The sequence below is a fragment of the Arenimonas donghaensis DSM 18148 = HO3-R19 genome (assembly GCF_000743535.1).
GTDB classification, from domain to species: domain Bacteria; phylum Pseudomonadota; class Gammaproteobacteria; order Xanthomonadales; family Xanthomonadaceae; genus Arenimonas; species Arenimonas donghaensis.
The window spans coordinates 436,025-460,384 of record NZ_AVCJ01000001.1; the positions used below are offsets into that span (position 1 = coordinate 436,025).

Consider the following 24,360-nt stretch of genomic DNA (forward strand, 5'->3'; position numbering starts at 1 on the left):
TTTCCCCGCCCAGCGAAACAGAGAATGTCCAAAGACGATTGCATTGAATTCGAAGGTACGGTTCTCGAGACCCTCCCGAACACCATGTTCCGGGTCAAGCTCGAGAACGGCCACGTTATCACCGCCCATATTTCCGGTCGCATGCGCAAGAACTACATCCGCATCCTCACCGGCGACAAGGTCAAGGTCGAGATGACTCCCTATGACCTGACCAAGGGCCGCATCACCTACCGCATGAAATAATCATACGGTCGCGGGGAGCAGCTTCTCGGGCTCGGCATAGGCCTCGACCACCAGCTCCCCGTCGCGCACGTCCACCGTGACGCGTCCGCCATTGGCCAGCTTGCCGAACAGCAGTTCGTCCGCCAGTGGCCGCTTGATCTTGTCCTGAAGCAGACGCGCCATCGGGCGCGCGCCCATCTGCGGGTCGAAGCCGTGCTGGGCCAGCCACTGCCGCGCTTCGGGCGTGGCGGACAGGCTCACGTGCTTTTCGTGCAGCTGGGACTCGAGTTCGATCAGGAACTTGTCGACCACGCGCAGGATGTGGTCCAGGCCCAGCGAGCCGAACTGGATGATGCCGTCCAGGCGATTGCGGAACTCCGGCGTGAACGCCTTGCGGATCGTTTCCATGGCGTCGCTGGTGTGGTTCTGTTCGATGAAGCCCATGGTCCGGCGCGACGCCTGGGCGGCGCCGGCATTGGTGGTCATGACCAGCACGACGTTGCGGAAGTTCGCCTCGCGGCCGTTGGTGTCCGTGAGCACGCCGCGGTCCATGACCTGCAGCAGGATGTTGAACACGTCCGGGTGCGCCTTCTCGATTTCATCGAGCAGCAGCACGCAGTGCGGGGTCTTGACGATTTTTTCGGTCAGCAGACCCCCCTGGTCGAAGCCGACGTAGCCCGGGGGCGCGCCGATCAGGCGGCTGACCGAATGTCCCTCCATGTACTCGGACATGTCGAAGCGCACCAGCTCGATGCCCAGCTGCATCGCCAGCTGGCGGGTCACTTCGGTCTTGCCCACGCCGGTGGGGCCGGCGAACAGGAAGTTGCCGATCGGCTTGTCCGGGCTGGCCAGGCCCGAACGGGCCAGCTTGATCGCCGAGACCAGCGTTTCGATGGCCGGGTCCTGGCCGAAGATCACCATCTTGAGGTTGCGCTCGAGGTTCTCCAGCACGTCCTTGTCCGACGCGCTGACCTGCTTGGTCGGGATGCGCGCCATCTTGGCGACGATCAGCTCGATTTCCTCCACGTCCACGACCTTCTTGCGCAGCTCGTCGGTGAGCAGGCGCTGGCGGGCGCCGGCCTCGTCGATGACGTCGATGGCCTTGTCCGGAAGCAGCCGGTCGTTGATGTGCTTCACCGAGAGATCGACCGCCGCCTGCAGCGCGTCGGCGGCGTACTCGACGTCGTGGTGCTGCTCGAAGCGGGTCTTGAGCCCGTTGAGGATGGCCACCGTCTCGGCCACGGTCGGCTCGACCACGTCAATTTTCTGGAAACGACGGGCCAGCGCGCGATCCTTTTCGAACACGCCGCGGTATTCCTGGAAGGTGGTGGAGCCGATGCAGCGCAGTTCGCCGCTCTGCAGGACCGGCTTGATCAGGTTCGAGGCATCCATGGTGCCTCCCGAGGCCGAGCCGGCGCCGATGATGGTGTGGATCTCGTCCACGAACAGGATCGCGCCCGGCTCCTTCTTGATCTGCTGGATGACCGCCTTCAGGCGCTTCTCGAAGTCGCCGCGGTACTTGGTGCCGGCGACCAGCGCGCCCAGGTCGAGCGAATAGATCGTCGCGTCGCGCAGCACCTCGGGCACCTTGCCCTCGACGATGCGCCAGGCCAGGCCTTCGGCCAGGGCGGTCTTGCCGACGCCGGCTTCGCCGACGTAAAGCGGGTTGTTCTTGCGGCGGCGGCACAGCACCTGGATGGTGCGCTCGACCTCTTCCTCGCGGCCGATCAGCGGGTCGATCTTGCCCTCGCTGGCCAGCGCGTTGAGGTTGGCGGCGAACTCCTCGAGCGGGTTGCCCTTGGCTTCCACGCCCTCCTCGCCCTCCGGCTTGGCCTCGGGGGCCGCCTTTTCCTCGGGACCGTCGCCGATCTTGGCGATGCCGTGCGAAAGGTAGTTGACGACATCGAGCCGGGTGATTTCCTGCTGGTTGAGGAAATACACCGCATGGGAGTCTTTTTCGCCAAAGATCGCCACCAGCACGTTGGCGCCGGTGACTTCCTTCTTGCCCGAAGACTGCACGTGGTAGACCGCGCGCTGCAGTACGCGCTGGAAACCCAGGGTCGGCTGGGTATCGCGCGGGTCGTCGGTGGGAAGCACCGGCACGGTGTCGGCGATGATCTGCCGCAGGCCGGTGGCCAGCCTCGGCTGGTCGGCGCCACAGGCCTTGAGCACGCCGGCCGCGGAGGGGTTGTCGAGCAGCGCAAGCAGCAGGTGCTCGACCGTCATGAACTCATGGCGGGCTTCGCGGGCCTGCTTGTAACACTGGCCGATGGTGTACTCGAGATCCTTGCTGAACATGCTCTGCTCCGGAACGTTTGCTCCGATATGGGGCCAGCCTAGGCTTTTTCCATGGTGCACAACAGGGGGTGCTGGTGCTCCCGGGAGAACTCGTTGACCTGCGTTACCTTCGATTCAGCCACTTCGCGTGTGTAGACGCCGCAAACGCCCTTGCCACGGGTGTGGACATGCAGCATCACCTGGGTGGCCTGCTCGCGGTTCATGGCAAAGAAAACCTGCAGGACCTCGACCACGAAGTCCATGGGCGTGAAGTCATCGTTGAGGATGATCACCTGGTAAAGGGGCGGCCGGACGACCTCGGGCTTTGCGGTCTCGACCGCCAGGCCGTGGTCGTGTTCGCGTTCGGGTGGGCGTTGCTGGGGCATGGCGCAAGTATAAGATGGCCAGGCCGGATTCCGCCGGTTCCCGACCCGGAGTACTCGAACATGACCCGTCACATCGCCCTGATCTCCCTGGCCTTGCTGGCCATGCCGGCCTTCGCCGCCAACCACGACGCGGTGGTCAAGGCGCAGCTGGAGGCCAAGGGAACGCCCTTCACCATCGACGACGACGGCGACTTCCAGATCACCGTCCGCGTCAGCGACAAGCGTACGCAGCTGGTCTGGGTCCGCTCCGGCGTCGAATCGACCGACCATTACAAGGTGCGCGAGATCTGGTCGCCGGGCTACCGGGCGCCGGGCGGCGACTTCAGCGCCGCCATCGCCAACGACCTGCTCGAGCGCAGCAACAACCTCAAGCTCGGCGCCTGGGTGAAACAGGACGATGTCGCCATGCTGGTCATCAAGATCCCGGCCGACGCCAGCGCCGACGCCCTGGACGAGGCCATCGACCTGGCCGCCGCCTCGGCCGATGCGGTCGAGCGTGAACTGCTGGGCTCGGACGCCCTTTGAACTATCGCAGCGGCCGCTTCTGGCAGCCCGACGTCACCGTCGCCACCGTCGTGGTGCGCGAGGGCCGGCTGTTGATGGTGGAAGAACGGGTCCAGGGCGAGCTGGTGCTCAACCAGCCGGCGGGCCACCTCGAGCCGGACGAAAGCCTGGTCGAGGCGGCCCGCCGCGAGACCCTGGAGGAAACCGGCTGGGAGGTCGAGCTGACGGCCTTCATCGGCGCCTACCAGTGGACCTCGCCGCGGGACGGCAAGCAGTTCCTGCGCATGGCCTTCGCGGCCGAGCCGCGTCGCCACGACCCCGACCGCCCGCTCGACGAGGGCATCGTGCGGGCCCTTTGGCTGACACCGGCCGAGCTTGCCGCCGAGTCGGCCCGACACCGCAGCCCGCTGGTCTGGCAGGTGGCCGAGGACTTCCTGGCCGGACGGCGCCTGCCCCTGCAGGCCCTGACCCAGGTCGCATGAGCGGGGCCCGGGTCATCGTCGGCCTGTCCGGCGGCGTGGATTCGTCGGTGGCCGCCCTGCTGCTCAAGCGCCAGGGCGAGTCGCTGGCCGGGCTGTTCATGCAGAACTGGGACGACGGGGAAGACGGCACCGGCGAGTGCCGCGCGGAGGACGAACGCCGCGATGCCCTGCGCATCGCCGGCCTGCTGGGCATCCCCTTCCACAGCCGCAACTTCGCCGCCGAGTACTGGCGCGACGTCTTCAAGCACTTCCTGGACGAATACCGGGCCGGGCGCACGCCGAACCCGGACGTGCTGTGCAATCGCGAGATCAAGTTCAAGACCTTCCTCGACGAGGCCCGGGCCCTGGGCGCCGAGGCCATCGCCACCGGCCACTATGCCCGGGTGGAACGACGCGACGGCCGCTGGTGCCTGCTGCGCGGCGTCGACACCGGCAAGGACCAGAGCTATTTCCTGCACCAGCTCGGCCAGGAGCAGCTGGCCGCGACGCTGTTCCCGGTCGGCCACCTGCCCAAGGCCGAGGTCCGCCGCCTGGCCGCCGAAGCCGGCCTGCCGACCGCGGCCAAGAAGGACTCCACCGGCATCTGTTTCATCGGCGAGCGCGACTTCCGCGAGTTCCTGGGCCGCTACCTGCCCGCCCGGGCCGGCGAAATCCGCGACCCCCGCGGCGTCGTGGTCGGCGAGCACGCCGGCTGCTGGTATTACACGCTCGGCCAACGCGAAGGCCTGCACATCGGCGGTGTCCGCGGGCGCCCGGCGGCGCCCTGGTTCGTGGTCGGCAAGGACGTCGCCGCGAACGTGCTGGTGGTGGACCAGGGGGGCGACAGCCCCTACCTGTTCTCGAACCGGCTGGCGTCCGAACCGGCCCACTGGGTCGCCGGGTCGCCACCGGCCCGCCGATTCGAATGCACCGCCAAGACCCGCTACCGCCAGGACGACCAGGCCTGCACCGTGGAGGTGGACGCGGACGGTTCGCTTTCCGTAGCCTTCGCGTCCCCGCAGCGCGCGGTGACCCCCGGCCAGTCCGTGGTGCTCTACCGCGACGATGAATGCCTCGGTGGCGCCGTGATCGCCACCACCGACGCCCCCCTGGAAAGGAAAACCGCCCCACCATGAAGGACCGCGCCCTCGCCCTCGCCGGCCTGCTGCAGGCCGTGCAGCTGGTTCAGCAGATGGCCCAGACCGGCCAGGCCGAGTCGGCCCCGCTGGCCGCCAGCATCGACAGCCTGTTCCGCTTCGACGCCGAAACCCCCGAAGCGGTATTCGACGGCGCCGACAAGCTGCGGCCCGGGCTCGAACGCCTGCTCGGCCAGCTCGAGGGTGGCGCCGGCCGCGACGCCGGCCTTACCCGGATGGCCATGACGGTGCTGCACCTGGAACGCAAGTTCATCGCCCACGCCCGCGCGCCGGGCGCCGTGCACGAGGCGCTGGAAGACATCGCCCGCCAGCGCGGCCACTTCGGCCCGGCGCATCCGACTGTGCTGGCGCGCCTGGGCGAGCTGTACGCCAACGAAGTCTCGCCGGTGGGACCGCGCGTGCTGGTGCAGGGCAACCCGGTCTACCTGGGCCAGCCCGACGTGGTCGGCGAAGTGCGCGCCACCCTGCTCGCCGCACTGCGCGCGGCGGTGCTGTGGCGCCAGCTCGGCGGCAGCTACTGGGACTTCCTGCTGGGGCGCCGGGCGCTGGCCCAGGCGGCCAGGGAATGGCTCGCCGCAACGGCCTGAGGGCGCCGCGTCGCGGTTTCGAACCGGACGGGAGGGTACGGGTTGAGGCATAATACGGGGCTAACCAGCCCCCGGAGCCTGTCCATGAGCGACTCCTTCGCCACCCGCGACCAATTGGCCGTCAACGGCAAGTCCTACACCTATTTCAGCCTCGCCAAGCTCGGCCAGCGCTTCGACCTCAAGCGCCTGCCGTACTCGATGAAGATCCTGCTCGAGAACCTGCTGCGCTGCGAAGACGGCGGCATGACCGTGGGCAAGGAACACATCGAGGCCGTGGCCAACTGGGACGCGAAGAAGGAGCCCGAGACCGAGATCGCCTTCATGCCGGCGCGTGTGGTGCTGCAGGACTTCACCGGCGTGCCCTGCGTGGTCGACCTGGCTGCGATGCGCGACGCGGTCGTGAAGCTGGGCGGCAACGCCGACCAGATCAACCCGCTGATCCCCTCCGAACTGGTCATCGACCACTCGGTGCAGGTGGACGTGTTCGGCAAGCCCGAAGCGCTGGACCTCAACGGCAAGATCGAATTCCAGCGCAACCAGGAGCGCTACAGCTTCCTGCGCTGGGGCCAGAAGGCCTTCGACAACTTCAAGGTGGTGCCGCCCAACACCGGCATCGTCCACCAGGTCAACCTCGAGCACCTGGCCCGCGTGGTCATGACCGGCGAGAAGGACGGCGAGCTGATCGCCTACCCCGACACCGTCTTCGGCACCGACTCGCACACCACGATGATCAACGGCATCGGCGTGCTGGGCTGGGGCGTGGGCGGCATCGAGGCCGAGGCGGCCATGCTGGGCCAGCCCAGCTCGATGCTCATCCCGCAGGTCGTGGGCTTCAAGCTCACCGGCAAGCTGCCCGAGGGCGCCACCGCCACCGACCTGGTGCTCACCGTCACCCAGATGCTGCGCAGCCTGGGCGTGGTCGGCAAGTTCGTCGAGTTCTACGGCGAAGGCCTGGACCACCTGCCCCTGGCCGACCGCGCCACGATCGCCAACATGGCCCCGGAATACGGCGCCACCTGCGGCATCTTCCCGGTCGACGAAGAATCGCTCACCTACCTGCGCCTGTCGGGCCGGGACGAAGACCAGGTCGCCCTGGTCAAGGCCTACGCCCAGGCCCAGGGCCTGTGGCGCAACCCGGGTGACCCGGAGGCCGAATACAGCGCCACCCTGCACCTGGACATGGCCGACATCAAGCCGTCGCTGGCTGGCCCCAAGCGCCCGCAGGACCGGGTGCTGCTGACCGACCTGAAGAAGAACTTCGAGGAAAGCCTCGTCGGCCTGACCGCCAAGCGCAAGCCGGCCAACAGTGAAGTCGCGCGCATGGACGCCGAGGGCGGCCACCAGCCGCAGGCGGACCACCTGGCCGCCCGCCCGACGTCCAAGCTGCGTATCCAGGAACAGGACGTCGAAATCACGGACGGCTCGGTGGTCATCGCGGCCATCACTTCCTGCACCAACACCTCCAACCCGGCGGTGATGCTGGGCGCCGGCCTGCTGGCGCGCAATGCCGCCGCCAAGGGCCTCAAGGCCGCGCCGTGGGTCAAGACCTCGCTCGGCCCGGGCTCGCTGGTGGTCACCGACTACCTGAAGAAGGCCGGCCTGCTCGACGACCTCGAGAAGCTGGGCTTCTACGTCGTCGGCTATGGCTGCACCACCTGCATCGGCAACTCCGGTCCGCTGCCCGAAGAAGTCTCCAAGGCGATCGCCGAAAACGACCTGGTGGTCTCCTCCGTGCTGTCGGGCAACCGCAACTTCGAAGGCCGCGTGCATTCGGAAGTGAAGATGAACTACCTGGCCTCGCCGCCGCTGGTGGTCGCCTACGCCATCGCCGGCACGGTCGACATCGACCTGTCGAGCGAGCCGCTGGGCACGGGCAGCGATGGCAAGCCGGTGTACCTGAAGGACATCTGGCCCAGCAACAAGGAAATCGGCGACTTCATCGCGCGCACGGTCGGCCCGGAGATGTTCAAGGCCAACTACGCCAACGTCTTCGCCGGCGACAGCCGCTGGAACGAGATCAAGTCCCCGGACGGCGCCAAGTTCGCCTGGGACGAGGCCTCGACCTACATCAAGAATCCGCCCTACTTCGACGGCATGCAGATGGACGTCGGCACCATCGCCGACATCCAGGGCGCGCGCGTGATGGGCCTGTTCGGCGACTCGATCACCACCGACCACATCAGCCCGGCCGGCAACATCAAGGCCAGCTCGCCGGCCGGCAAGTTCCTGCAGGCGCGCGGCGTGCAGCCGGCGGACTTCAACAGCTACGGCTCGCGCCGCGGCAACGACGACGTGATGGTGCGCGGCACCTTCGCCAACATCCGCATCAAGAACCTGATGCTGGGCGGCGAGGAAGGCGGCAACACCATCCACTACCCGTCCGGCGAAAAGATGCCGATCTACGACGCGGCCATGAAGTACAAGGCCGAACGGGTGCCGCTGGTGGTCTTCGCCGGCAAGGAATACGGCACCGGCTCGAGCCGCGACTGGGCCGCCAAGGGCACCAACCTGCTGGGCGTGAAGGCCGTGGTCGCCGAAAGCTTCGAGCGCATCCACCGCTCTAACCTGGTCGGCATGGGCGTGCTGCCCTGCCAGTTCCTGGACGGCCAGAACGCCGAAACCCTGGGCCTCAAGGGCGACGAGCTGGTGGACATCACCGGCCTGGATGACGGCAACGCACGCCAGGCGACCGTGGTCGCCAAGCGTCCGGACGGCACCGAGGTTCGTTTCCAGGTGCAGGTGCTGCTGCTGACCCCGAAGGAAGTCGAGTACTTCCGCCACGGCGGCATCCTGCACTTCGTGCTGCGCCAGCTGGCCGGCCGCAAGACCGCCTGACCCCACCCGGCGCTCCTTCCCCGGAGCGCCCCGGGCACGAAGCCCTCCCCGATTGTGGGAGGGACTTCAGTCCCGGCGACTGGGACAGCGGGTCACTCCCAGTCGGCGGAGATCAGCTTCCAGTCGTCGTCTTCCAGGCGCCAGCCCGTGTTGACCTGGTAGACCTCGGCGCGCTCGGGCAGCCACCTTCCGCCGCCACGGGCGGCCGCCGTGAACCTGACCCGGGCGCGGTCGGCTCCCACCAGTTCGACGTCCAGCGGCCCCAGCGTCACCCCGACCTCGCGGTTGCGCAGCCAGATCAGGGCCAGGTAGCGCCTGAACCGCTCGCGATCCATCCCGCCCGGGCCGGCGAAATCCTCCGCGAAGTGCTCGACCAGGCCGGCGCTGTCGCGCGCCTCGGCGGCTTCCTCCATCGCCGAAATCGTCTCGCGCAGGGCCTGTTCCGGCGGCGTCCGCGAACAGCCCCCGGCGACAACCACGCTCACCGCGGCCAGCGCCGTGAAGACCGCGCGAAACCATACGCGGGCCGCCTTGCCTGACCCCCGACGGTATGCTCCAATCGAGCGAATACTCCAATTCCGTTCAGGTGCACGATGCGCCGTGCGGGGAGTGCAGTCATCGGGTATCGAGGGGAAATGCATGGGTTTCGAACGTCCTTGGCTGGCCAATTATCCGAAGGGCATCGACCCCGAGGTCGACCTGGAGAAATACAGCTCGATCGTCTCGGTGCTGGAGGAATCGTGCCGGACCTACCGGGACAATCCCGCCTTCGCCAATTTCGGCAAGCAGCTGACCTACGGCGAGGTCGACAGGCTCAGCACCCAGTTCGCAAACTACCTCCTGCACGAGCTCAAGCTCAAGAAGGGCGACCGGGTCGCCCTGATGATGCCCAATGTCCTGCAGTACCCGGTCGCCATCTTCGGCGTGCTGCGCGCCGGCCTGACCGTCGTCAACACCAACCCGATGTACACCGCCCGTGAGCTTCGCCACCAGCTCACCGATTCGGGCGCCAGCGCGATCGTGGTGCTCGAGAATTTCGCCCACGTCGTCGAGGAAGTCGTCGCCGACACCCCGGTCAAGCAGGTCATCGTCACCGGCGTCGGCGACATGCTTGGTTTCCCCAAGGGCGCGCTGATCAACTTCGTGCTTCGCCACGTCAAGAAGCAGGTGCCCGACTACGGCCTTCCGGGCCACGTACGGTTCAACGACGCGCTGGCCAAGGGCGCCGGCCAGACCTTGCCGGCCATCGAGCTGCGCGGCGAGGACATCGCGTTCCTCCAGTACACCGGCGGCACCACCGGGGTCGCCAAGGGCGCCATGCTGACCCACCGCAACCTGGTGGCCAACATGCAGCAATCGTCCGCGTGGCTGGGAGCCAACGCCACCATGGGCAAGGAGGTGATCATCACCGCCCTGCCGCTCTACCATATCTTCGCGTTGACGGCGAACTGCCTGGTCTTCATGAAATTCGGCGGCCTCAACCACCTGATCACCAACCCGCGCGACATGAAGGGGTTCGTGAAGGAACTGCGCGGCATCCCGTTCACCGCCATCACCGGCGTGAACACGCTTTTCAACGGACTGCTGAACACGCCCGGGTTCGAGGACGTCGATTTCTCACGCCTGCACCTCACCCTCGGCGGCGGCATGGCCGTGCAGCGGGCGGTCGCCGAGCGCTGGAAGAAGGCCACCGGCATCACCCTGGTCGAAGCCTACGGCCTCACCGAGACCTCGCCGGCGGCCTGCATCAATCCCATGGACTTGTCCGAATACAACGGCGCCATCGGTCTGCCCATCCCGTCCACGGACGCCTGCGTCAAGGACGATGACGGCAAGATGATGCCGGTGGGCGAAGTGGGCGAGTTGTGCATCCGTGGCCCGCAGGTCATGGCCGGCTACTGGCAGCGCCCTGAAGAAACCGCCAAGGTGATCGACGCCGATGGCTGGTTGCACACCGGCGACATGGCCAAGATGGACGAGAAGGGTTTCTTCTACATCGTCGACCGCAAGAAGGACATGATCCTGGTCTCGGGTTTCAACGTGTACCCGAACGAAGTCGAGGACGTGATCGCACTGATGCCCGGCGTGCTGGAAGTGGCGGCGGTCGGGGTGCCGGACGAAAAATCCGGCGAAGCGGTGAAGGTTGTCATCGTCAAGAAGGACCCCTCCCTCAGCGCCGACGAGGTGAAGGCCTTCTGCCGCGAGAACCTGACCGGCTACAAGCACCCCCGGTACGTCGAGTTCCGGGACGAGCTGCCCAAGTCCAACGTCGGCAAGATCCTTCGCCGCGAGCTTCGCGACGGCCCCAAGACCCCGGCCTGACAGTCTCTCCAGCGGACCCCGGACGGCGGCCCCCGAGGCCGCCGCTGGCGTTTTGGCGCGGTCTCCAGTGTAGACTGGCCAGGCCCCTTGCGCTCCAAGCCCGGAACGTGTAGGGCCGCCCCCTTGCCTGGAGAATCCATCATGTCAGTCGTCGAAAACATCATCCGCGAGCCCGCCCTCACCCTGGTCGACCACCGCACCGAAGCCGAAGCCGGCATCGAATGGTGCTTCATGCACCACAAGCCGGCCGCCGGCTACCGCCCCTGTTTCAGTGAACAACTGCTCGTGGACCTGCGCGAATGCCAGCGACAGGTCGCCAATCGCCTGGCCAACGACCCGGACCAGGCCGGCAACGAAGTCCGCCACCTGGTGCTGGCGTCCCACTCCGACGTCTTCAACCTCGGCGGCGACCTCGAGCTGTTCTCCCGCCTGATCCGCACCGGTGACCGGGCCCGCCTGCTCGCTTATGCCCAGCTCTGCGTTTCCGTGGCCTTCCATTTCGCCCGCCTGGCCGATGATCGTGTCCACAGCATCGCGGTGGTCCAGGGCGACGCCCTCGGCGGCGGCTTCGAGGCCGCCCTTTGCTGCCACACGATCATCGCCGAGGAAGGCACCGGCATGGGCTTCCCGGAAGTCCTGTTCGACCTGTTCCCGGGCATGGGTGCCTATACCTTCCTGTCGCGCCGGGTCACCCCGGCACAGGCCGAACGCATGATGCTCGACGGCAACGTCTACTCCGCGGAAGACCTGCATCGCATGGGCGTGGTTGATTTCCTGGTCCCGCGCGGCGAAGGCCTGGCCGCGGCCCGCGAACTGGTGCGCCGTCGCAAGCGCATGGGCAATGCCTTGCGCTCCATGAACACCGTGCGCATGACCTGCAACCCGGTCAGCCTGGACGAACTGATGCGCGTCACCACGACCTGGGTGGATGCCGCGATGCGTCTTGGCGACCGCGGCCTGCAGACCATGGAGCGCCTCGTGCGCGCCCAGAAGCGCCGCGTGGCGGGTGGCTCGCCGCTGCGCCAGGTGATCTGAGGATCGCCCCGGATGGCCGCCTCGCAAGGGGGGCGGCCATTCCGGCCGGGGCTCAGCCCGACTCGTTGTCGGTGGGCCGGCCCTCTTCCCCTTGCGGCCGTGCAGAAATGCGCGCGACTTCGCTGCGGACCTGGGCAGCCGTGCCCTCGAGCTGGGTACCGATGCTGCCGACGAGGCGGCGCCATTCCTTGGCCAGCACGGCATCACTTGAACGCATCAGTTCGGCGCTGCGCACCACCAGCGCCTGCGCGCCGAGGTTCTCCGACACGCCCTTGAGTGCGTGCGCGGCCTCGCGCAGCCCCTCCCAGCGCCCGGACGCCGCGGCCCGCTCGGCTTCGGCCAGGCAACGGCTGGCGTCGCGCAGGCACTGCTCGGAAAAATCCCGAAGGAACTGTTTGCCCAGGCCCATGCCGGCCAGCTCCTCGAGCACGTCCGTGCGCAGGCTTGGCAGGCTGTCCTTGCGCTTGGGCGCAGCGGATTCGCCGCCGGCACCGCTGGCGATCTCGGCCAGGGTGTCGAGCAAGCGCGCGACCACCACCGGCTTGGTGAGGAAACTGTAGGCGCCCGCGGCCTCGGTATCGCGGACGGCGTCGACCGTGGCGTCGGCGCTGAGCACGACGATGGGCGTGCGCGTCCCGCCCGCCTGCATCACCCTCGCCTGCTTGATGACCTCGAGCCCGTCGACACCCGGCATGTGCAGGTCGACGATCGCCGCGTCCAGGGTTTCCGTCTCCAACCGGTCCAGGGCCTGCTCGCCGTTCTCAGCGAACACCGGCTGGTGGCCCGCGCGCTCGAGCAGTCGCTGCAGGACCAGCCGGTTGGCCGGCTGGTCGTCGGCCACCAGCACACGCATGGGCCGGACCCGGGCCCGGTGGCGCACAAAGGGATCGTCGAAGGAAATGATCTTGCCCTCGACCGCCTCGGACGCGGACTCGCTGTCGTCCACCACCCGCAGCTCGAGGTCCACCCAGAAATGGGTGCCGCCCCCGGGGTTGTCCTCGAGGCCGATGCTGCCGCCCAGGAGCTCGGTCAGCGTCTTGGCGATGGTCGTGCCCAGGCCGGTGCCACCAAAACGCCGGGTCGGGCCGCTGTCCACCTGTTCGAAGGCCTGGAACAGCGTTGCCTTGGCCTTGTCGGGCACGCCGATGCCGGTGTCGCGCACCGAGATGCGCAGCGCCACCTTGTCCTGGTCCCGGGAGCGCTGCTCCATCGTCAGGCTGACGCCGCCGGCGTCGGTGAACTTGATGGCGTTGTGGGTGAGGTTGAGCAGGATCTGGCCGAGGTGGCCCACGTCGCCGTGCAGGCGCGCCGGCACCTGTTCTTGCACGCTGATGTGCAGCTCGAGGTTCTTCTGCGCCGCCATGGGCTGGAGCATCGTCCGGATGCGCCGGGCCAGTTCCCGGGGCGAGAAGTCGCTGTCCTGCCGCTTGAGCTTGCCGGCTTCGATGGCCGAGATGTCGAGCACGTCCTCGACCAGCAGCAGCAGGGACTGCGCCGACGTCTGGATGACGTCCGCGGCTTCCCGCTGCTCGGGCGCCAGGCGCGTGCCCGACAGCAGTTCGGCCATGCCGATGATGCCGTTGAGCGGCGACCGGAACTCGTGGCTCATGTTGGCCAGGAACCGGCTCTTGGCGGCGTTGGCGCGCTTGGCCTCCTCGCCGGCGCGGCGCAGGTCGCGCAGCAGGCTGATCAGGTAGGCCGGGATGGCGACCAGCCCGACCAGCAGGCCCCAGGCGATGTAGGGGTTCTGTAGCCAGTACGGCGTCGTGAGGATGACCGCCAGGAAGCAGGCCATGGCCAGGCCGATGGCCGCGAAGAGGTAGGTAGTGCCGTAGCGCAGGCCGTTGCCGACGGTGACCCAGAGGATGATCACGTACAGGGGCGCCAGCACCTCGCCCTTGAGCATCATCATCGCGGCCAGGGTGCTGTAGTCGGCCAGCATGCCGACCACCCGTCGCGCATGCGACACCCCGGGCTGCACCACGATCGCGATCACGATGCCCAGGCCCAGCACGGTTTCGGCGAGCAGGATGAGCACGCTCAGCCGCAGCTCTTCACCTGCCGACTGGCTGCTGGCCAGCCCCGCCAGGTAGGCGAGCAGGAACCCGGCGATGATCAACCTCACCAGCGCCTGGCCGTGCTCGCTGTCGGGGCGATTGGCGAACGCGCGGATCATGGCACGGTGATCAGGGGAGCGCGGGGCCCGGCGCGACCATGCGGAAGACTTCCTCGAGCTGCTCCCTGCGGGCCAGCGCCGCCGAAACGACGGCCGGGTCGAACAGCGTGCCCGCGCTGTCCTTGATGTGGGCGATGGCGTCTGCGAACGAATGGGCCTCGCGCCAGGTCCGGGGTGATGTCATCGCGTCCAGCACATCGGCCACCGCGACGATGCGGGCCGACAGGGGGATGTCTTCGCCCGCCAGGCCCGCCGGATAGCCGCTGCCGTCCCAGCGCTCCTGGTGGCCCAGGGCGATCGCGGCGCCGGTCTGCACGAAGCGGCTGCTGCTGCCCGAAAGCAGTTCCTGGCCCAGGGTCGGGTGGCGGCGGACTTCGTCCATCTCGGCGTCGTCGAGCGCCGAGGGCTTGCGCAGGATGGCGTTGGAAATCGCCAGCTTGCCGATGTCGCGCAGCGGCGCGGCCAGTTCGATCATTCTCACTTCGTCCTCGCCCAGGCCCAGGGCCTCGGCGATGAGACCGGCATACCGACCCAGGCGCTCGAAGCTGGCTACCGAGCCGCCGTCGTGGAAGGCCGTGGCCTTGGCCAGGCGATGCAGGATTTCGCGCTCGCGCTCGTCCAGTTCGTGCATGCGCGCCAGCAGCTGGCGTTCGAGTTCATGCGCGCGGGACTTGAGGTTTTGCTGTTGCTGGCGCAGCGCCAGCAGGTTGCGGCAGCGCGAGCGCAGTTCGCGCGGGCGCACCGGCTTGACCAGGAAGTCGATGACGCCGGCTTCGAGCGCGGCGTTGCGGATGGGCTCGTCGCCCACCACGGTGATCAGGATGATCGGCACGTCGCGGTGCGACAGCGGACGTCGGAAGCGGCGGGCGAACTCCAGGCCGTCGAGCTTGGGCATCCGGTAGTCGAGCAGCAGCAGGTCGGGCGAGCTACGCTGGGACCAGAGCAGGGCCTCGACCGGGTCTCCGAAATCGGTGACCTTCACCTCGGGACTGATGTCCTCCAGCAGATGGCGGAACATCGTCCGCTGCGAAGGCTGGTCGTCGACGATCAGTACGTTCACGTAAAGCTCCCGGGTGCGGACACCGTGATTGCCGCGGATCGCGGCTCGGGTCCAGCTTACTCCCGGGAATTCAATGCCGGCAAGCACTTGCCGCTCATTCTTGCTGTCCGGTCTGCGGCCTTAGGAGGCCTCCGGACGCATGTAGGGGAACAGCAGCACGTCGCGGATGGAGGCCGAATCGGTAATCAGCATCACCAGGCGGTCGATGCCGATGCCCAGGCCCCCGGTCGGGGCCATGCCGTACTCGAGCGCACGGATGTAGTCAGCATCGAAGTGCATCGCCTCCTCGTCGCCCCCGTCCTTGGCCTCGACCTGGGCCAGGAAACGGGCCTTCTGGTCTTCCGGGTCGTTGAGCTCGGAGAATCCGTTGGCGATCTCACGGCCACCGACGAACAGTTCGAAGCGGTCGGTCAGCCCCGGGTCCCGGTCCGAGGCACGTGCCAGGGGGCTGACTTCCACCGGGTGGTCGGTGATGAAGGTCGGCTGCACGAGGGTGTGTTCGACGGTCTTCTCGAAAACCTCCAGCAGCAACTTGCCCCAGCCGTAGCCGTCCTTGAACCGGATGCCCAGGCGGGTGCAGTGCGCGCGCATCCTGGCGACGTCGCGGAGCTCGTCGCGACCGATCTCGGGGTTGTGCTCGAGCACGGCCTCGGTCATCGACCAACGCCGGAACGGGGGTCCCAGGTCGATGGCCATGCCTTCCCATTCCAGGTGGGTGGTGTCGCGCACCCGCAGGGCGGTTTCGCGGATCAGCTGCTCGGTGAGGTCCATGACTTCGTGGTACGTGGCGTAGGCCTCGTACAGCTCGAGCATCGTGAACTCGGGGTTGTGCCGCGTGGACACGCCCTCGTTACGGAAATTGCGGTTGATCTCGTAGACGCGCTCCATGCCGCCGACGACCAGGCGCTTGAGGTAGAGCTCGGGCGCCACGCGCAGGTACAGGTCCAGGCCCAGCGCGTTGTGGTGCGTGGTGAAGGGCTTGGCCGTGGCGCCGCCGGGGATGTAATGCATCATCGGCGTTTCGACTTCCAGGAAGCGACGGGCGTCGAGCCAGGCCCGCATCGCCGAAACGATGCGCGAACGCTGCACGAAGACCTCGCGCGCTTCCGGGTTCATGATCAGGTCGACGTAGCGCATGCGGTAGCGCTGCTCGACGTCGGCCAGGCCGTGGAACTTGTCCGGCAGCGGCCGCAGCGACTTGGTCAGCAGGCGCAGCGACGTCGCCTTGACCGAAAGCTCGCCGGTGCGGGTGCGGGTGAGCCCGCCCTGCACCGCGACGATGTCGCCCACGTCCCAGCCCTTGAAGGCGTCGTAGGCGTCGCCCAGGTCGGTGGCCTGCAGGTACAGCTGGATGCGGCCGGACATATCCTGGACCTGGGCAAAACTCGCCTTGCCCATCACCCGCTTGGCCATCAAGCGGCCGGCCACGGCGACCCGCCGGTCCAGGGCTTCGAGCTTCTCCGCCGGCCAGGCGTCCTTGTCGGCGAACTCGGCCTGCAGGTCGCCGGCGTAGTCGGCGCGCGCGAAATCATTCGGGAAGGCGATGCCGCCGGCGTCGCGAAGTGCCGCCAGTTTCGTCCGGCGCTCGGCGATCAGGGTGTTTTCGTCGGCGGCGGGAGTGGTCGGGTTGGGCTTGTCGGTCATGGCGGTCGGGCCGGTAAGGCTGCAGGTTGGGTTTTCGTGGGAGGGACTTCAGTCCCGAAGGGCTTTCGGGACTGAAGTCCCTCCCACAGGGTAGCCGTTGGCTCAGGCGTCGGAGCGTTTGGCGCCCACTTCCAGGCCGGCCTTGAGGCTGGCCTCGATGAATTCGTCGAGGTCGCCGTCGAGCACCTTCTGGGTGTCCGAGCGTTCGATGCCGGTGCGCAGGTCCTTGATGCGGCTCTGGTCGAGCACGTAGTTGCGGATCTGGCTGCCCCAGCCGATGTCGGACTTGGTCGCCTCCACCGCGTCCTTCTCGGCGTTGCGCTTCTGGATCTCCAGCTCGTAGAGCTTGGCCGCCAGCATCTTCATCGCGGTGTCGCGGTTGGCGTGCTGGCTGCGGCCGGTCTGGCAGGCCACGACGATGCCGGTGGGTTCATGGGTGATTCGCACCGCCGACTCGGTCTTGTTGACGTGCTGGCCACCGGCGCCGGAAGAGCGATAGACGTCGGTGCGCAGGTCGGCCGGGTTGATGGTGATGTCGATGTTGTCGTCCACTTCCGGCGACACGAACACCGAGGTGAAGCTGGTGTGCCGGCGGTTGTCGGAGTCGAACGGCGACTTGCGCACCAGCCGGTGCACGCCGGTCTCGAGCTTGAGCCAGCCATAGGCGAAGTCACCTTCCACCCGGAACGTGGCCGACTTGATGCCGGCGACGTCGCCGCCGCTGACTTCCATCAGCTCGGTCTTCCAGCCGCGGGCTTCGCACCAGCGCAGGTACATGCGCAGCAGCATTTCGGCCCAGTCCTGCGCCTCGGTGCCACCGGCGCCGGCCTGGATGTCGACGAAGGCGTTGGCCGAATCCATCTTGCCGGAGAACATGCGGCGGAACTCGAGCTGTTCGACTTCGCGCGCGTGCTTTTCAACGTCCTCGACAACGGCGTCGGCGGTGTCCTGGTCGTCCTCGGCCTCGGCCAGGTCGAGCAGTTCGCCGGCGCCGGTCAGGCCCTCGGTGAGCGTGCGGATGCCGTCGACGACCTTTTCCAGGGAGGCGCGTTCGCGGCCCAGGGCCTGCGCGCGCTCGGGATCGTTCCAGACGTCGGGGCTTTCCAGCTCCCGGTTTACTTCCTCGAGACGTTCGACCTTGAGGTCGAAGTCAAAGATACCCCCTGAGCGAATCCAGCCGGCCAATGAGGTCGGCGATGCGCTGGCGGACGGGATTGAGTTCCATGGGATTCCGCGGTTGTTTGGACGAAAGACCGCGAATACTAACATCCGACCCCCTGTGGCAGGGACTTGGGTCGCGAAGGTTTCGGGACTGAAGTCCCTTCCACAAGGCGCGCAATCAGGCCGGCTGCAGGTGGCGGATCAGCAGCTGGACGCCGCGACGACCGTTCCAGTCGTCGGCTTCGAGCTGGAAGGCGACGTGAACCTGCGTCGGCGGCGCGGTGCCGGTCCAGCCCCCGAAATGGATGGCCGACAGCTCAGGTCCGCCGGCCTCCGGAGAGAGCGCCAGCTTCAGGTGGCGGTCGCCGACCTTGCGCCAGGACGCGACCCGGAACCGGCCGTCGAACACCGGCTCCGGGAACCCCTGGCCCCAGGGACCGGCCAGGCGAAGCTGGTCGACCCGCTCGCGGCTGAAGTCGCCGGCCTCGAGCTCGCCGTCGCTGGCGAGTTCGGCGCGCAGCCGGGCCGGGTCGAGCAGCCCGGAAACGACGGTCTCCAGCGCCTGGCGAAAGGCCGCCAGCTGCCCTGCCCCCAGGCTCAGGCCGGCCGCCATGGCGTGCCCGCCGAATCGTTCGATCAGGCCCGGATGGCGGGCATCCACGGTGGCCAGGGCGTCACGCAGGTGCAGGCCCGGGATCGACCGCGCCGATCCCTTGAGCCGGTCGCTGCCGGGCTCGTCCGGCGCGAAGGCGAGCACCGGCCGGTGCAGGCGATCCTTGAGCCGGGAGGCCACCAGGCCGACGATGCCGGGATGCCAGCTGGCGTCGTGCAGGCACAGGACCGACGGCAGGTCGCCCTCGCCCAGCGGCAGGCCGTCCACCAGCGCTTCGGCGGCGTCCACCATCTGCTGCTGCAGGTCCTTGCGTTCGGCATTGATGCCGTCGAGCACGGCAGCCAGTTCGCGGGCACGCACTGGGTCGTCGCAAAGCAGGCATTCGATGCCCAGGGCCATGTCCTCGAGCCGGCCGGCGGCGTTCAGGCGAGGGCCGATCGCGAAGCCGATGTCCGAGGCGGTGAGCGCGCATTCATCCCGTTTGGCCAGTTCGATGAGCGCACGCAGGCCCGGCTGGCCCTGGCCGTTGCGCAAGCGCTTGAGCCCGGCGGAAACCAGCAGGCGGTTGTTGTAGTCCAGCGGCACCAGGTCGGCGACCGTGCCGACGGCGACCAGGTCGAGCAGCGCCGACAGGTCGGGCTCCCCGCCCGGGAAGGCACCGGCCTCGCGCAGCCGGCGGCGCAGGGCGAGCAGCAGGTAGAAGACCACGCCGACCCCGGCCAGCGCCTTGCTGGGGAAAGCGTCGTCACCGAGGTTGGGGTCCACGATCACATCCGCCGGCGGCAGGGTCTCGCCGGGCAGGTGGTGGTCGGTGACCAGGACCCGCCAGCCGCGGGCGCGTGCGGCGGCGACGCCGGCATGGCAGGCGATGCCGCTGTCGACGGTCAGCACCAGGTCGGGCGCCATGGCCACCATGTCCTCGACCAGGGCCGGGCTCAGTCCATAGCCATGCCGGGCCCGGTGCGGCACCTGGTAGGACACCCGGCGCGCACCCAGCAACCGCAGTCCACGCACGGCCACCGCGGTGCCGGTGGCGCCGTCGCAGTCGAAATCCCCGACCACCACGATGTGGCGGTCGTCGGCGATCGATTCGGCCAGCAGGGCCGCGGCCTGGTCGACCCGGCCCAGTGCGTCCGGTGGCAGCAGGCGCGCCAGCCGCAGTTCCCCGTCCGCCGGGGTCAGCACGCCGCGCGCGGCATAGACCCGCTGCAACACCGCCGGCACGTTGCCGGGCCACGGCGCGAAGTGCGGTACCTGCCGGCGGACGATGCGGGTCGCGGGCGGCGTCATTCCAGCCCGGCCAGCGGCCTGCGCCAGAATCGCCAGCCCTGCCCGGCCCGCAGCCACCAGCCGGCACCGTCGGCGAAATCCAGCACCAGGCCGGCGCCATCGACGCCTGGCAGCCGCGGCAGCAGTTCGGCCTCGACCGCCGCCCAATCACGGCTCCCACGAAGATCGAGCAGCTCGCCCGCGTTCGCCGCGACGCCGGCGGACAGCGCGGCCAGCGACGCCAGCTGGGCCTCGTCCGAGCGCACGTCGCCCAGGCGGCACCGGACCTGGTCCGGCAGCCGCCCCGCCCCCCAGAAACACAGGCTGTTGGCCGGCACGCGGCCAGCAGCGATGCGGGCGGCGTTGACCGGGTGGTTGTGCAGGATGATCTGCGCTTCGTTGAGCAACGACCGCCAGCGCCGCCCTTCCGGACCTTCGGGCAGGTGCAGGAACAGGTCGTCGCCCAACACCGCTTCGGGCGCCGCAAAGTCAGGCAGGCGCGCTTCGGGCGGCAGCGCCAGGTACCAGCGCGCCGGGTTCGGCGCCGAAATCGGGAAGCCGGCGTCGCCGAACAGCGGCCCCAGCGCAGCGCAGAGCGCTTTGGCTTCGTCGGCCGACAGGCCCAGTTCGCCGATCGCCAGCACCCGCGCGCCGGTCATGTCCGGACGCACGTAGGCCGGGTCGGCGCGCAGCCAGGCATGCAGCGCGGCGTCGCCGGCATCGCGCTGGCGGGTGATCGCCGCCATCGGCCAGCCGCGCGGCAGCAGGTCGAACCAGCGCTGGAGTTGGGCCTGTTCGCCCGTGCCGGCTTGCGGCATCGGGTCGGCGCGGCCCAGGGCGCGCGCCACCGCTTTCGACAGCGGCTGGCCGGCGAAGCGCCGGCTTTCGGGCAGCAGCAGGACCTGGCGCGGAGGGAGCATCCGGGGCCGCTCAGGCCCCGTAGCGTACGGCGACGATGTCGTAGTCGCGGTCGCCGGCAGGCGCCTGGATGGTGACCGAGTCACCCTCGTGCTTGCCGATCAGCGCGCGCGCCAGCGGCGAGGACACCGACACCAGGCCCTTCTTGATGTCCGCTTCCAGGTCGCCAACGATCTGGTAGGTGACTTCTTCACCCGAGTCGCAGTCGGCCAGCTCCACCGTGGCACCGAACACCACGCGCGAGCCGGCGTTGAGCGTGGACACGTCGATGAGCTGGGCATGCGAAAGCGTGTACTCGAGCTCCTGGATGCGGCCCTCGATGAAACCCTGCTGTTCGCGGGCGGCGTGGTACTCGGCGTTTTCCTTCAGGTCGCCGTGGGCGCGGGCCTCGGCGATGGCGTTGATGACCGCCGGCCGCTTGACCGACTTGAGCTCGTCGAGTTCGGCGCGCAGGCGTGCGGCGCCCTGGGTCGTGAGGGGTGCTTTCATCCGTGCAGTTCCTTGTGCAATTCCTGCAGCGACCAGACCCTGGGGTTGTCACGGGTGTCGGTGCTGCGGATCAGGGCGCGCGCGCCCGGAATGGTGGTGGAATAAGTTACCCGGTGCTGCAAGGCCTCGCGGCGGATCGAGAACGAGTCGGCGATGGCCTGCTTGCCTTCGGTCGTGTTGACGATGTAGCAGATTTCGCCGTTCTTGATCAGGTCGACGATGTGCGGCCGGCCTTCGATCACCTTGTTGACGCGGTCGCAGGCGATGTCCTGCTCACGCAGGAATCGGGCGGTGCCCTCGGTGGCCACCAGGGTGTAACCGCGCTCGACCAGGTCGCGCGCCACCGGCAGCAGGCGCTGCTTGTCCGGGTCGCGCACCGACAGGAAGGCCTTGCCGGGCTTCGGGGCCCGGATGTTGGCGGCCTCCTCGGCGCGACCAAAGGCCTCGGGGAAGGTGCGGCCGACGCCCATCACCTCGCCGGTGGAACGCATCTCCGGACCCAGGATCGGGTCGACGTTCTGGAACTTGGCGAAGGGGAAGATGGCTTCCTTGACCGAGAAGTAATCGGGCACGACCTCGCGGGTGGCGCCCTGCTCGGCCAGCGACTTGCCGGCCATGCAGCGTGCGGCGATCTTGGCCAGGGGCACGCCGATGGCCTTGGACACGAAGGGCACCGTGCGCGAGGCGCGCGGGTTCACCTCGAGCAGGTAGATGGTGTCCTCGCCGTTCTCGTCGAAGGTGATCGCGAACTGGGTGTTCATCAGGCCAACGACCTTGAGCGCCCGGGCAAGCTGCGCCACCTGGACACGCAGCTTGTCCTGCACCTTGGCCGACAGCGAATACGGCGGCAGCGAGCACGAGGAATCGCCCGAGTGCACGCCGGCCTCCTCGATGTGCTCCATGATGCCGCCGACCAGGATGTTGCCTTCGGCGTCGGCGATGGTGTCGACGTCCACCTCGACGGCGTTGTCGAGGAACCGGTCGAGCAGCACGGGCGAGTCGTTGGAGACCTTGACCGCGTCGCGGATGTAGCGCGTCAGGTCCGCGTCCGAGTAGACGATTTCCATGGCGCGACCGCCGAGCACATAGCTCGGACGCACCACCAGCGGGTAGCCGACCTGGTTGGCCAGCGCCACGGCCTCGTCGGCGTTGCGGGCCAGGCGGTTGGGCGGCTGCAGCAGGCCCAGCTCGTCGACCAGCTTCTGGAAGCGCTCGCGGTCCTCGGCCAGGTCGATGCTGTCCGGGCTGGTGCCGATGATCGGCACGCCGGCGGCTTCCAGGGCCCGCGACAGCTTGAGCGGGGTCTGGCCGCCGTACTGCACGATCACGCCCTTGGGCTTCTCGACCTCGACGATCTCGAGCACGTCCTCGAGCGTCAGCGGCTCGAAGTACAGGCGGTCGGAGGTGTCGTAGTCGGTCGAGACCGTTTCCGGGTTGCAGTTGACCATGATGGTTTCATAGCCGTCCTCGCGCAGGGCGAGCGCGGCATGCACGCAGCAGTAGTCGAACTCGATGCCCTGGCCGATGCGGTTGGGGCCGCCGCCGAGCACCATGATCTTCTCGCGGTCGGACGGATCGGCCTCGCACTCGTCCTCGTAGGTCGAATACAGGTAGGCGGTCTGGGTGGCGAACTCGGCGGCGCAGCTGTCCACGCGCTTGTACACCGGACGCACGCCGAAGGCCCGGCGCAGTGCACGCACGGCCGACTCGTCGGTGTCGGTGAGCTGGGCCAGGCGGGCATCGGAGAAACCCAGGCGCTTGAGACGGCGCAGCGCCGCCGCGTCCAGGCCGGACAGGCCAGCCGCGGCCACGTCCTTCTCGGCGGCGACGATTTCCTCGATCTGGTCCAGGAACCAGGGATCGATGAAGCTCAGGCCGAACACATCCTCGACCGACAGCCCGGCGCGGAACGCCTCGGCGACCGAGAACAGGCGTTCCGGACCCGGCTCCTTGAGCTCACGCCGGATCTTGACCAGGCCTTCTTCGCCACGGTCGGCGTCGCCGGTCGGGTCGAAGCCGACCTTGCCGGTTTCCATGCCGCGCAGGGCCTTCTGCATTGATTCCTGGAAGCAGCGGCCGATCGCCATCACCTCGCCCACCGACTTCATCTGGGTGGTCAGGCGCGAATCGGCGGCCGGGAACTTCTCGAAGGCGAACCGGGGGATCTTGGTGACCACGTAGTCGATCGCCGGCTCGAACGAGGCCGGGGTGGCGCCGCCGGTGATCTCGTTGCGCAATTCGTCGAGCGTGTAGCCGACCGCCAACTTGGCCGCGACCTTGGCGATCGGGAAACCGGTGGCCTTCGAGGCCAGGGCCGACGAACGCGAGACACGCGGGTTCATCTCGATCACCACCACCCGGCCGTTTTCGGCGTTGATGCCGAACTGCACGTTGGAGCCGCCGGTGTCCACGCCGATCTTGCGCAGCACCGCGATGGAGGCGTCGCGCAGGCGCTGGTATTCCTTGTCGGTCAGGGTCTGGGCCGGCGCGACGGTGATCGAGTCACCGGTGTGCACGCCCATCGGGTCGAGGTTTTCGATCGAGCACACGATGATGCAGTTGTCCGCGGTGTCGCGGACCACCTCCATCTCGAACTCCTTCCAGCCCAGCACCGACTCTTCCACCAGCACTTCGTGCACCGGCGAGAGATCCAGGCCGCCCTTGACGATTTCCTCGAACTCCTCGCGGTTGTAGGCGATGCCACCGCCGCTGCCGCCCAGGGTGAAGCTGGGGCGGATGATGGTCGGGAAGCCCACCTTGGCCTGGATCTCCACGGCCTGCTCGAAGCTGCGGGCGACCTCGGCCTTGGGGCACTCCAGGCCGATCTCGGCCATCGCCACGCGGAACAGTTCGCGGTCCTCGGCCATGCGGATGGCTTCGCGCGAGGCACCGATCAGTTCGACCTTGTACTTGTCCAGCACGCCGGCATCGGCCAGGTCCAGGGCGCAGTTGAGCGCGGTCTGGCCGCCCATGGTCGGCAGCAGCGCGTCGGGCTTTTCCTTGGCGATGATGCGTTCGACCGTGGCCGGGTTGATCGGCTCGATGTAGACCGCGTCGGCCATGTCCGGATCGGTCATGATCGTCGCCGGGTTCGAGTTCACCAGCACCACCCGGTAGCCCTCGTCGCGCAGGGCCTTGCAGGCCTGCGCGCCCGAATAGTCGAATTCGCAGGCCTGGCCGATGACGATCGGACCGGCACCGATGATCAGGATCGTCTGGATGTCTGTGCGCTTGGGCATGGCGT

General features: G+C 68.1%; 19 protein-coding genes. 8 read left to right on the forward strand and 11 right to left on the reverse strand.

From position 1 onward, the window contains the following. The first annotated feature begins 24 nt into the window (after positions 1–24). A complete protein-coding gene (gene infA / locus N788_RS02085) occupies positions 25–243 on the forward strand; it encodes a translation initiation factor IF-1 (protein WP_034220409.1) in 219 nt (72 codons plus the stop codon). Here infA and clpA read toward each other — a convergent pair whose 3' ends face one another. Both clpA and clpS read right to left on the reverse strand, forming a co-directional pair. Then, the gene (gene clpA / locus N788_RS02090; protein ID WP_034220410.1) at positions 244–2,520 is read right to left on the reverse strand and encodes an ATP-dependent Clp protease ATP-binding subunit ClpA; all 2,277 of its coding nucleotides are present in this window, start codon (positions 2,518–2,520) and stop codon (positions 244–246) included. 38 nt (positions 2,521–2,558) lie between these two features. Further along, positions 2,559–2,885 (reverse strand): ATP-dependent Clp protease adapter ClpS, encoded by a 327-nt coding sequence (gene clpS / locus N788_RS02095; RefSeq protein WP_034220412.1) that lies wholly within the window; start codon positions 2,883–2,885, stop codon positions 2,559–2,561. A 60-nt stretch (positions 2,886–2,945) separates the two neighbouring features. On the opposite strand from clpS, the gene N788_RS02100 reads away from it, so the two are divergent. From N788_RS02100 to acnA, 5 genes are all read left to right on the forward strand, one after another. Continuing rightward, a complete protein-coding gene (locus tag N788_RS02100; protein WP_034220414.1) occupies positions 2,946–3,410 on the forward strand; it encodes a hypothetical protein in 465 nt (154 codons plus the stop codon). Continuing rightward, the gene (locus N788_RS02105; protein WP_034220416.1) at positions 3,407–3,871 is read left to right on the forward strand and encodes an NUDIX hydrolase; all 465 of its coding nucleotides are present in this window, start codon (positions 3,407–3,409) and stop codon (positions 3,869–3,871) included. The genes N788_RS02100 and N788_RS02105 overlap by 4 nt, the downstream gene beginning before the upstream one ends. After that, positions 3,868–4,986, forward strand: a complete 1,119-nt coding sequence (gene mnmA / locus N788_RS02110; RefSeq protein WP_034220417.1) for a tRNA 2-thiouridine(34) synthase MnmA — start codon at positions 3,868–3,870, stop codon at positions 4,984–4,986. Before N788_RS02105 ends, mnmA begins: the two co-directional genes overlap by 4 nt. After that, positions 4,983–5,594, forward strand: coding sequence for a high frequency lysogenization protein HflD (hflD, locus tag N788_RS02115; protein ID WP_034220418.1), 612 nt, complete (start codon positions 4,983–4,985; stop codon positions 5,592–5,594). The genes mnmA and hflD overlap by 4 nt, the downstream gene beginning before the upstream one ends. An 84-nt stretch (positions 5,595–5,678) precedes the next feature. Next, positions 5,679–8,429 carry an aconitate hydratase AcnA gene (gene acnA, locus N788_RS02120; RefSeq protein ID WP_034220419.1) on the forward strand — a complete coding sequence of 917 codons (2,751 nt, stop codon included), beginning with the start codon at positions 5,679–5,681 and terminating at the stop codon, positions 8,427–8,429. Positions 8,430–8,521: 92 nt separating this feature from the next. Here acnA and N788_RS02125 read toward each other — a convergent pair whose 3' ends face one another. Next, on the reverse strand, positions 8,522–8,914 hold the full coding sequence (locus N788_RS02125; protein ID WP_244444066.1) for a Cif family virulence factor: 393 nt from the start codon (positions 8,912–8,914) through the stop codon (positions 8,522–8,524). A gap of 154 nt (positions 8,915–9,068) precedes the next feature. Between N788_RS02125 and N788_RS02130 the strand changes: the two genes are divergently transcribed. Both N788_RS02130 and N788_RS02135 read left to right on the forward strand, forming a co-directional pair. Next, positions 9,069–10,751, forward strand: a complete 1,683-nt coding sequence (locus tag N788_RS02130) for a long-chain fatty acid--CoA ligase (RefSeq protein ID WP_034220420.1) — start codon at positions 9,069–9,071, stop codon at positions 10,749–10,751. A gap of 141 nt (positions 10,752–10,892) precedes the next feature. Then, a complete protein-coding gene (locus tag N788_RS02135; protein WP_034220421.1) occupies positions 10,893–11,786 on the forward strand; it encodes a crotonase/enoyl-CoA hydratase family protein in 894 nt (297 codons plus the stop codon). Positions 11,787–11,838: 52 nt separating this feature from the next. On the opposite strand, the gene N788_RS02140 is transcribed toward N788_RS02135, so the two are convergent. The 8 genes from N788_RS02140 to carB all read right to left on the reverse strand — a co-directional run bounded on the left by N788_RS02140 (position 11,839) and on the right by carB (position 24,355). Then, positions 11,839–13,962 (reverse strand): ATP-binding protein, encoded by a 2,124-nt coding sequence (locus N788_RS02140; protein ID WP_034220422.1) that lies wholly within the window; start codon positions 13,960–13,962, stop codon positions 11,839–11,841. 10 nt (positions 13,963–13,972) lie between these two features. Continuing rightward, on the reverse strand, positions 13,973–15,061 hold the full coding sequence (locus tag N788_RS02145) for an HD domain-containing phosphohydrolase (protein ID WP_425476471.1): 1,089 nt from the start codon (positions 15,059–15,061) through the stop codon (positions 13,973–13,975). An 81-nt stretch (positions 15,062–15,142) separates the two neighbouring features. Beyond that, positions 15,143–16,666: a lysine--tRNA ligase gene (gene lysS, locus N788_RS02150; RefSeq protein WP_034220423.1), complete on the reverse strand. Its 1,524-nt coding sequence runs from the start codon at positions 16,664–16,666 to the stop codon at positions 15,143–15,145. A gap of 102 nt (positions 16,667–16,768) precedes the next feature. Beyond that, a protein-coding gene (gene prfB, locus N788_RS02155; RefSeq protein ID WP_152560334.1) for a peptide chain release factor 2 occupies positions 16,769–17,891 on the reverse strand; the annotation gives its coding sequence in 2 pieces (ribosomal slippage) (positions 16,769–17,818 and positions 17,820–17,891; 1,122 coding nt in all). A 114-nt stretch (positions 17,892–18,005) separates the two neighbouring features. Further along, a complete protein-coding gene (gene recJ, locus N788_RS02160) occupies positions 18,006–19,730 on the reverse strand; it encodes a single-stranded-DNA-specific exonuclease RecJ (protein ID WP_034220424.1) in 1,725 nt (574 codons plus the stop codon). Continuing rightward, positions 19,727–20,629 carry a hypothetical protein gene (locus N788_RS02165; RefSeq protein ID WP_034220425.1) on the reverse strand — a complete coding sequence of 301 codons (903 nt, stop codon included), beginning with the start codon at positions 20,627–20,629 and terminating at the stop codon, positions 19,727–19,729. The genes recJ and N788_RS02165 overlap by 4 nt, the downstream gene beginning before the upstream one ends. Positions 20,630–20,639: 10 nt before the next feature. Further along, entirely contained in the window at positions 20,640–21,116 is a 477-nt protein-coding gene (gene greA, locus N788_RS02170) for a transcription elongation factor GreA (RefSeq protein WP_034220426.1), read from the reverse strand. Then, positions 21,113–24,355 carry a carbamoyl-phosphate synthase large subunit gene (carB, locus tag N788_RS02175; RefSeq protein ID WP_034220427.1) on the reverse strand — a complete coding sequence of 1,081 codons (3,243 nt, stop codon included), beginning with the start codon at positions 24,353–24,355 and terminating at the stop codon, positions 21,113–21,115. The genes greA and carB overlap by 4 nt, the downstream gene beginning before the upstream one ends. Positions 24,356–24,360: the final 5 nt, after the last annotated feature.